This is a genomic window from Micromonospora rosaria (assembly GCF_001567585.1).
GTDB lineage: Bacteria > Actinomycetota > Actinomycetes > Mycobacteriales > Micromonosporaceae > Micromonospora > Micromonospora rosaria.
The window spans coordinates 1-7473 of the sequence record NZ_LRQV01000212.1; the positions used below are offsets into that span (position 1 = coordinate 1).

At 73.0% G+C, this 7473-nt stretch carries 8 protein-coding genes; 1 reads left to right on the forward strand and 7 read right to left on the reverse strand.

The features are described from left to right. The first annotated feature begins 100 nt into the window (after positions 1-100). The gene (locus AWW66_RS30480; protein WP_067373783.1) at positions 101-1720 is read left to right on the forward strand and encodes a class I SAM-dependent methyltransferase; all 1620 of its coding nucleotides are present in this window, start codon (positions 101-103) and stop codon (positions 1718-1720) included. On the opposite strand, the gene AWW66_RS30485 is transcribed toward AWW66_RS30480, so the two are convergent. The 7 genes from AWW66_RS30485 to AWW66_RS30515 form a co-directional block, all read right to left on the reverse strand. Then, complete coding sequence (locus AWW66_RS30485; RefSeq protein ID WP_157528187.1) at positions 1710-1901, reverse strand: hypothetical protein; 192 nt, start codon at positions 1899-1901, stop codon at positions 1710-1712. The genes AWW66_RS30480 and AWW66_RS30485 overlap by 11 nt on opposite strands. A gap of 102 nt (positions 1902-2003) precedes the next feature. Continuing rightward, positions 2004-2975, reverse strand: a complete 972-nt coding sequence (locus AWW66_RS30490; RefSeq protein WP_067373789.1) for a glycine betaine ABC transporter substrate-binding protein — start codon at positions 2973-2975, stop codon at positions 2004-2006. 68 nt (positions 2976-3043) lie between these two features. Then, positions 3044-3634, reverse strand: coding sequence for a GTP-binding protein (locus AWW66_RS30495; RefSeq protein ID WP_067373792.1), 591 nt, complete (start codon positions 3632-3634; stop codon positions 3044-3046). Further along, positions 3618-4058, reverse strand: a complete 441-nt coding sequence (locus tag AWW66_RS30500) for a DUF742 domain-containing protein (protein WP_067373794.1) — start codon at positions 4056-4058, stop codon at positions 3618-3620. Before AWW66_RS30500 ends, AWW66_RS30495 begins: the two co-directional genes overlap by 17 nt. After that, positions 4055-4480 carry a roadblock/LC7 domain-containing protein gene (locus AWW66_RS30505; protein ID WP_067373797.1) on the reverse strand — a complete coding sequence of 142 codons (426 nt, stop codon included), beginning with the start codon at positions 4478-4480 and terminating at the stop codon, positions 4055-4057. The genes AWW66_RS30500 and AWW66_RS30505 overlap by 4 nt, the downstream gene beginning before the upstream one ends. Next, positions 4470-6920 carry a sensor histidine kinase gene (locus tag AWW66_RS30510; RefSeq protein ID WP_245648560.1) on the reverse strand — a complete coding sequence of 817 codons (2451 nt, stop codon included), beginning with the start codon at positions 6918-6920 and terminating at the stop codon, positions 4470-4472. The genes AWW66_RS30505 and AWW66_RS30510 overlap by 11 nt, the downstream gene beginning before the upstream one ends. Before the next feature lie 319 nt (positions 6921-7239). Further along, on the reverse strand, positions 7240-7473 hold a 234-nt coding region (locus AWW66_RS30515), incomplete at its 5' end, for a tetratricopeptide repeat protein (protein ID WP_157528190.1).

Below are 7473 nucleotides of genomic sequence, written 5' to 3' on the forward strand. Positions count from 1 at the left end.
ACCGGCCCGGGCCCGTCTCCGGGCTCGCACGCTGACTGGTCGCTCACTCCGACCGGACCCTGCCGCGACCGGCCGGGGTGGCGTCGGATAGGAACCTGACATGCCCCGTTACCTGCTCTTCCCCGGCCGGCACCACCTGTTGACCCGGTTCCAGGCGGAGTACCTCCGCCGACTCGCCACCGCCACCGACGGCGACGCCGCCACCGAAGCCGCCACCGCCACCGCCACCGCCACCGACGGCGACGGCGACGGCGACGCCGCCACCGACGCCGGCAGCGCCGGCGACGGGCCGGCCGACGGGGTCACCGTGGTCTGGGCGGTCACCTCCGCCAACCACGAGAACACCCGGCGCAACCCCGTCCCGTACCACCGGCGGGAGGCGGCCATCGAACGGTTCAGCCTGCTCGCCGGGCTCCGGTCGGTGGTGGTCCCGGTCTTCGACACCGCGCCGACCGACCGGTTCGCCGAGGTGACCCTGAAGACCGTCGCGGCGGCCACCGGCCTGGAGCTGACCCCGGCGCAGACCGTGGTCGCCTGCTCCACGCCCGAGGTCGCCGCGATGTACACCCGGCTGGGCTTCCCCGTCGCCGGGGTGGAGGCCGACGTCGAGCCGCCCCCCGCCCGGCCCTGGGACGTGCTGCTGCGGCTGGCCGCCGACGACCCCACCTGGCGTGACCTGGCCCACCCGGCGACCGTCGACGTGTACGCCCGATACCGCCTCGACGACCTGGTGCGCTCGGTGGTCAACGACCCGCTGGTCGGCGACGAGGGTGGGCTGACCGCCACCCGCGACTACCGCACGTACGCCGAGGCGTTCGCCGACGCCGCGCAGCGCAAGTGGGACGCGGTCCGGGAGCACGTCCGGCCCGGCCGGATCGTCGACGTCGGCTGCGGGGCCGGCGCGGTGCTGGAGCGGGCCGACCGGGAGCCGGCGCTGCGGGAGAGCGACCTGATCGGCGTCGAGGTGGCCCGGCACCTCTACGAGGAGTGCGTGCACAAGAAGGCGCAGGGCTTCTTCACCAACCCGAACGTCTTCTTCTACCGCCGCAACGTGCTCGGCGGGGCGGTCTTCGCGCCCCGGTCGGTGGACACCACCCTGACCTTCGCGCTGACCCACGAGATCTGGTCCTACGGGGACCGGCTGGCCTCGCTGCGCCGCTTCGTGCAGGCCATCTACGACCACACCGTGCCCGGCGGAGTGTGGATCAACAGCGACGTGTGCGGGCCGGACGGCCGGGACCGGACGGTACGGCTGCGCCTGTCGGACACCGACGGCGTCAACCCGGCCCACCCCCGTACCGACCTGGCGGAACTGCCCCCGGCCCGGGCGGCGGCGTACGTGTCCGGCCTGTCCACCCGGGCCCGCCTCGACCAGTTCGCGGTCGACGTCACCTTCCCGTTCGGCTACCGTGCCGTCGCCGACGACGTGGTCGAGCTGACCCTCGGCGCGGCGATGGACTTCCTCACCCGCAAGGACTACACCGACAACTGGCTGTCGGAGACCCGGGAACAGTTCTGTGGCCTGGAGTACGCCGACTGGAAGGGGCTCCTCGCCGACGTGGGCTTCGAGGTCGACCCCGCCAGCGGCACGTCCCGCAACGAGTGGATCGTCACCAACCGGCTCGCCCCGGTCGCCGCCCTGAGCACCCCCGACGGCGCAGCCCTGGACTGGCCCGTCACCCATGTCCTGCTGGTCGCCCGCCGCCCGCTCAACACCTGACCCCGCTGAGGCTGGCGTACTCCCAGCCCGAGTACCACCACTGGTACCTCGGGGACTGCTTGAACCAGGGCAGCAGGTAGCCGCCCAGGGTGATCAGGGCCGCCGTGAGCATCACGCCGTCCAGGGCGATGCCGCCGGGCCGCTCGGACCGCCGTCCGGTACCGCTGCTCTGCTGTGCCACGCCCGGCATGCTAGCCACCCCGTGCAGCCCGCCGCCCCGCCCGCCACGCGGCGGCGGGCCGAGGCCCGACCGCGCGGTCGGCGGCGGGGGGCGAGGGCCGGGTCAGTCGGCGGGCAGCCAGGACTGCCAGGCGTCGGGGTTGGCGTCCAGCCACTTCCTGGCCGCCTCGTCGGGGGACAACTTGTCCACCGTCAGGTAGCGGGCCACCTCGTTCTGGTCGGCGTTGGTCCACTGGAAGTTCTTCACCAGTTCGGCGGCCGGGTTGCCCGACTCGGCGAACGCCCGGTTGGCGATCTTGTCGAGGTCGTACGGCTGGTAGTCGCAGGCCACCTTCTCCGGCACGGCGTCGCAGCCGGGGGAGTACGGGGGCAGCTTGACGTGCACCAGGTCGACCTCGGCCAGGAACCACTGCGGGGCGTAGAAGTAGCCGATCGCCGCCCGACGGTTCCGCTCCGCCTCCCGGAACGCCTCGATCAGCTTGTCCTCGCTGCCGGTGACGCTGACGGTGAAGTTGAGCTTCAGGTTGCGGATCAGCGCCCGGTCGTTGGTCTCGTAGGAGGGGTCGCCGAGGAGGAACGCGCCCTTGCCGCCCGAGGTGGGGGTCCGGAACAGGTGGGCGTAGTCGTTGAGCTTCCGCCAGTTGGTGATCTCCGGGTACTGCTCGACCACCCACGGGGTGACGTACCAGCCGACGACCCCCTGGTTGCCGGTCATGCCGTGCTCGACGGCCACCCGCTCCTCGTCGATGTACCGCTTCTTCAGCCCGTCCCGGCCCCAGTTCTCCAGGATGGCGTCGACCTCACCGGCGGCGAGCGCCTCCCACGCCTCCTCGGCGGTGAGGTCCTTCTCCACCACCGTGCAGTCCAGCCGGGTCTTGGCCAGGTAGCTCACCACGGCGAGGTTCGCCTCGTACCCGCTCCAGGGGCTGTTCGCGAAGGTCACCGTGCCGCACGGCACGCCGGTCGGCAGACCGGGCGCGGCGACCCGCGGCTCGACCTCGATCGCGCAGCCGGCCACCGCCAGGACGGCCGTGCCGGCCAGCGCCACCGCCCGGATCCAGCGTGCTGTCCGCATCGCTCCTGTTGTCCTCTCTCGTTGCCCGGTGTCCCGGGTGGGGCCGCCCCCGGTGACCGGGGCCCCGGTCACCGCGCGTGCCCGGTCCGGGCGAGGCGCTGGATCAGCACCACCTCGGTGAGCGCGAGCAGCACCTGCTTGACCGACTCCCGGCTGCGCGCGTCGCAGTCGACGACGATCACGCCGTCGTCCACGCCGAGCGCCTCCCGGACCTCCGTCAGGTCGAACCGCCGGGCCGCGGCGAAGTTGTTGACCGCCAGCAGGAACGGGATCCGGTGGTCCTCGAAGTAGTCGATGGCGGGGAAGCAGTCCTCGATCCGGCGGGTGTCGACGAGGACGACGGCCCCCAGCGCGCCGTCGACCAGGTCGTCCCAGAGGAAGGCGAAGCGGTCCTGACCGGGCGTGCCGAACAGGTACATCAGCAGCGTCTCGTCGAGGCTGATCCGGCCGAAGTCCAGGGCGACCGTGGTGGTGGTCTTGGCCGCCACCCCGGTGGTGTCGTCGACGCCCACCGAGACCTCGGTCAGGTCGGCCTCGGTGACCAGCGGCTCGATCTCCGAGATCGCGCCGACGAAGGTCGTCTTGCCGACCCCGAAACCACCGCTGATGACGATCTTCACCGCGGTCGGCACGGTGGGTGGACTAGAGGGCGCGTACACGGTCCCGGATCCTCTCGATCATGGCGACGGAGAGCTCGCCCTGTTCCTCACGTCGCAGGTAACCATCGGCCAGCAGGTCGGCCACCAGCACCCGGGTCACCCCGAGCGGCACCCGCAACGCGACCGCCACGTCGGCCACGGAGGTGGGCCGCTGGCACAGCTCGACGATGCGGCGGGCCTCGAACCGCAGGGGCGCCGACAGCGCCGCCGGGCGGGCGGACAGGATCGTCTCGACCCGCAGTCCGTCCTGCACCGGCCGGGTACGCCCACCGGTGAGCAGGAACGGGCGGACCACCACGTGGTCCTCGGGCAGCTCGACGGCCTCCGGGGGCCGCTGCCCGACGGCGGGCTCGGAAGGCGGGGGCGCGGGTGCCCAGTGCGGGATCATCCGCGGATCGGGCAGGCGGGGGCCAGTGTCGGTCACTGGGGCAGCATCCGTCTCGACTCGGAGATCAGGGCCGGGGTCAGCATCCCGCCGAACCGCTCGGCGAGCAGGGAGATCTCGTACCCGACCAGCCCCAGGTCGCACTCGCCGTCGGCGAGCACCCCGAGGCAACTGCCGTCGCTGATCGCGGAGACCAGCAGGAAGCCCCGCCGCATCTCGATCATGATGAGCTTGAGCCCGTCGAAGTCGTACTTGCGCGACGCGGTGCGGGCCAGGCTCGCCATGCTGGACACGATCGCCGCCAACTGGTCGCCGGCACCCCGGTCGAGCCCCGCCGAGGTGGCTATCAGCAGGCCGTCGGAGGAGACGGCGACGGCGTCGCGTACCCCGTCGGTCTGCCGGACGAAGTTCGCCAGCAGCCAGTTGAGCTGGTGTGGGTCGGCGTGGCTATCAACCGTCACGTGTCCTCCATGGCTCGGTCGCGGCGTCGTCGCCGGCTCCGGTCGTCGGTGTCGACGTTGCGTCCTGACCGCGGCGCACCCCGGCCCGCAACGCGGTCAGCCGGTTGCGGACCTCCGACGGGGAGTCCTCGATCGGGGCCGGGCGCTGCTGCGGTGTGGACCGGGCGGCCGGCGGCTCCTGCCCGCCCGGCTGCGGCCGTCGCTCACGGGGCAGGCGCTTGCGGAGCCCGTTCGCGGTGACGGCCGGCGCGGCCGGGGCGGCGGCGACCGCCGTGGTGCCGGCGGGCGGTGCCACCACCGGGTGGGGCGCGGTCGGCGTACCGGCGGCGAGCAGCCGGGCCGGTACCGGCGGACCGGCGACGCCGACCGGCCCGGACAGCGGCGCCGGATGGCTGCCGATCGCGCGCGGCGGCCGGATCGCCGCCGGGGGCCCGGCCGGTGCCGTGGCCGGGGCGGGCGCGGCGGCGATGGTGGCCGGCTGCGCGGTACCGATGGCGGCCGTGTTCGGTTCCTGGGTGGCCGACGAGGTCAGGACGCTGTTCGGCAGCAGGACCCGGGCGGTCACGCCGGTGACCGGCGACGGCGCGAGCTGGACCTCGATCTCCAGGTCGCGGGCGAGCTGCCCGACCACGTGGTGCCCGAGGTACCGGGTCGGGGCCGACACGAAGTCGACCTCACCGGCCAGCCGGGCGTTGGCCCGGGCGAGATCCTCGGCGGACATGCCGATGCCCTGGTCGGTGACGGCGATCAGGTACCCCTCGGCGCTGCGGCGACCCTGGATCTCCACGTCGGAGTCGGGCGGCGAGAAGGTCAGGCCGTTCTCGATCAGCTCGGCGAGCATGTGCGCCACCGCGCTGACGTGCGCGCCGACCACGAAGGTCTCGTCGATGCGGCGCAACTGGACCCGCCGGTACTCCTCGACCTCGGAGATGGCGGCCCGGATGACGTCGCCGATCGGCAGCGGCGTCACCCACTGGCGGGGACCGCCGGCCCCCACCAGGACCAGCAGGCTCTCCGCGTTCCGCCGCATGCGGGTGGCCAGGTGGTCCAGCTCGAAGAGGTTCGCCAGCCCTGCCGGGTCGGTCTCCTCCCGCTCCAGCTTGGTGATGAACCCGAGCTGGCGGCGCAGCAGGTTCTGGTTGCGGCGGCCCAGGTTCGCCAGCGAGTCCGTGGTGCTGCGCCGCAGCAGCGCCTGCTCGGCGGCGAGGCGGAAGGCCACCGCCTGCACCTGGTTGAGGGCGCCGGCCACCGACCGGACCTCCGAGGTGGACCGGGGTGGCACCTGGATCGGGTCGGGAGGATCGGGCGTCTGCTCCTCCGTGCCGGTCTGGACCTCGCGGACGGCGGCGGGCAGCCGGTCGGTGGCCAGGCGGTTCGCCTCGTCGGCCAGCACCGCCAGGGGACGGGTGATCGACCGGGAGGCGACGACGAGCAGGACGATGGCACCCGCCAGGAACAGGAGCACCACGATGGTGGACACGACGATGCGTCGGGCGGACTCGTTGCGCCGCTCCTCGGCCCGCGCCTCGATCTCGGAGCCGACGTGCTGCTGCATCTGGCGCATGCCGTCGAGGACGGTGGTCAGGGACGACCACCACGACTGCGGGTTGACCTGCATCCGGCGGCCGTCGGCGCTGTTCAGCGCGACCTGCTCGAAGTGGTCGGCGACCCGGGCGGCGCCGGTGTCCAGGACGTAGTCGTTGGCCGCCTGCTCCCCGGGGGTGGCGGTCTCGGCGAAGTCCGCCAGGGCGGCGTTGCGGCTCGCCCGCATCTCGGCGAACTGGAGGAACTCGCCCCGGGCGAAACCACCGGCGGAGAAGACGCCGTTGAGGAAGGCCCGCTTCTGGGCGGTGCTCTCCATGATCCTGTTCACCGCGTCGAGCGTGGCCACGTGGGAGCGCAGCTCGGGGTCGGTGACCGCGCCGAGCCCGAAGTCGATCCGGTCGAGGGTGGCGATGCGCTCGGTGAAGAAGGCGAACGTCGCGGCCCGCCCGGCGCTGCCGTCGTCGGTGCCGGCCCGGATCACGGGCAGGCCGTCGAGTTCGCGCAGCGCCGCGCCGACCCGGTCGGCCACCGTACCGCCGTCGGCCACGACGCGCTCCACCGACTCCCGCCGCTCGTCGACCCGTTGCCGGGTCGGCGCGAGCTCGGCGCGGAAGTTGTCGTTGCCGCCGAGCAGGGCGGCGGTGACGCCGCGCTCGGTCTGCAACTCCTGGGTCAACTCCTGCACGGCGAGCGCGATGGTCACCGACCGGCTGGCCGTGGTGGCCGCCCGGTAGTCGGCGAGTTCGATGTACGTGACGTAGCCGAGCAACAGCAGGACGGCCACCGCGGGCAGGGCGATGATGCCGACCAACCGGCTGCGGATCGTGCCGCCCCCGTCGCCGGTGATGGTCGGGAGCCCGAGTGTCGCACGGAGACCGGACTTCTGTGTGGACACGCGGTCTCCCAACACCGAGGGCACGGGTGGGCCCGACCGATCGGTGCCCGCTGAGGTGATCGGACGTAATCTTGCGGCATTTCCGCTGCTCCGCAACCCTTCCGGCGGATCTTGTCCGTCTGGTCGACGTTCGTCACCGGATGGGCATCGGACACGGGGACGTCTGCCGGAAGAGTTCCGGAAATCACGTTTCCTCTCGGAAACTGTCCTCGCTCGGTCCACTACGGACCGCGACCGGGCGGACCGCACCCGGGTACGCCCGGTGCGCGGTCACCGACCGGCCGCCCGCCGGTCCCGCGCGGCTGCGGCGATCCGGGTGTCACCCGCCACGGTTGTCGGTGCCGCCGGTGAGCACCTGGTCGACGACGTCGACGGCCTCGCGGATCCGACCCGCCTGCCAGTAGCAGAAGGCGAGGTCGGCGCGGATGGTCAGGGTGTGGGGGTGGAACTCGCCGAGGATGTCGACGCTGTCGGTGAGGGCCCGTCCGTACAGGTCGATGGCCTCGCGGCTGCGGCCCGCCTGCTGGTAGGAGCCGGCGAGGTTGGCGCGCGC

Bases quoted from the DNA above. Each gene is read 5' to 3' on its own strand.
- AWW66_RS30480 (WP_067373783.1), top strand. From the start codon at position 101: ATGCCCCGTTACCTGCTCTTCCCCGGCCGGCACCACCTGTTGACCCGG.
- AWW66_RS30490 (WP_067373789.1), bottom strand. From the start codon at position 2,975: ATGCGGACAGCACGCTGGATCCGGGCGGTGGCGCTGGCCGGCACGGCC.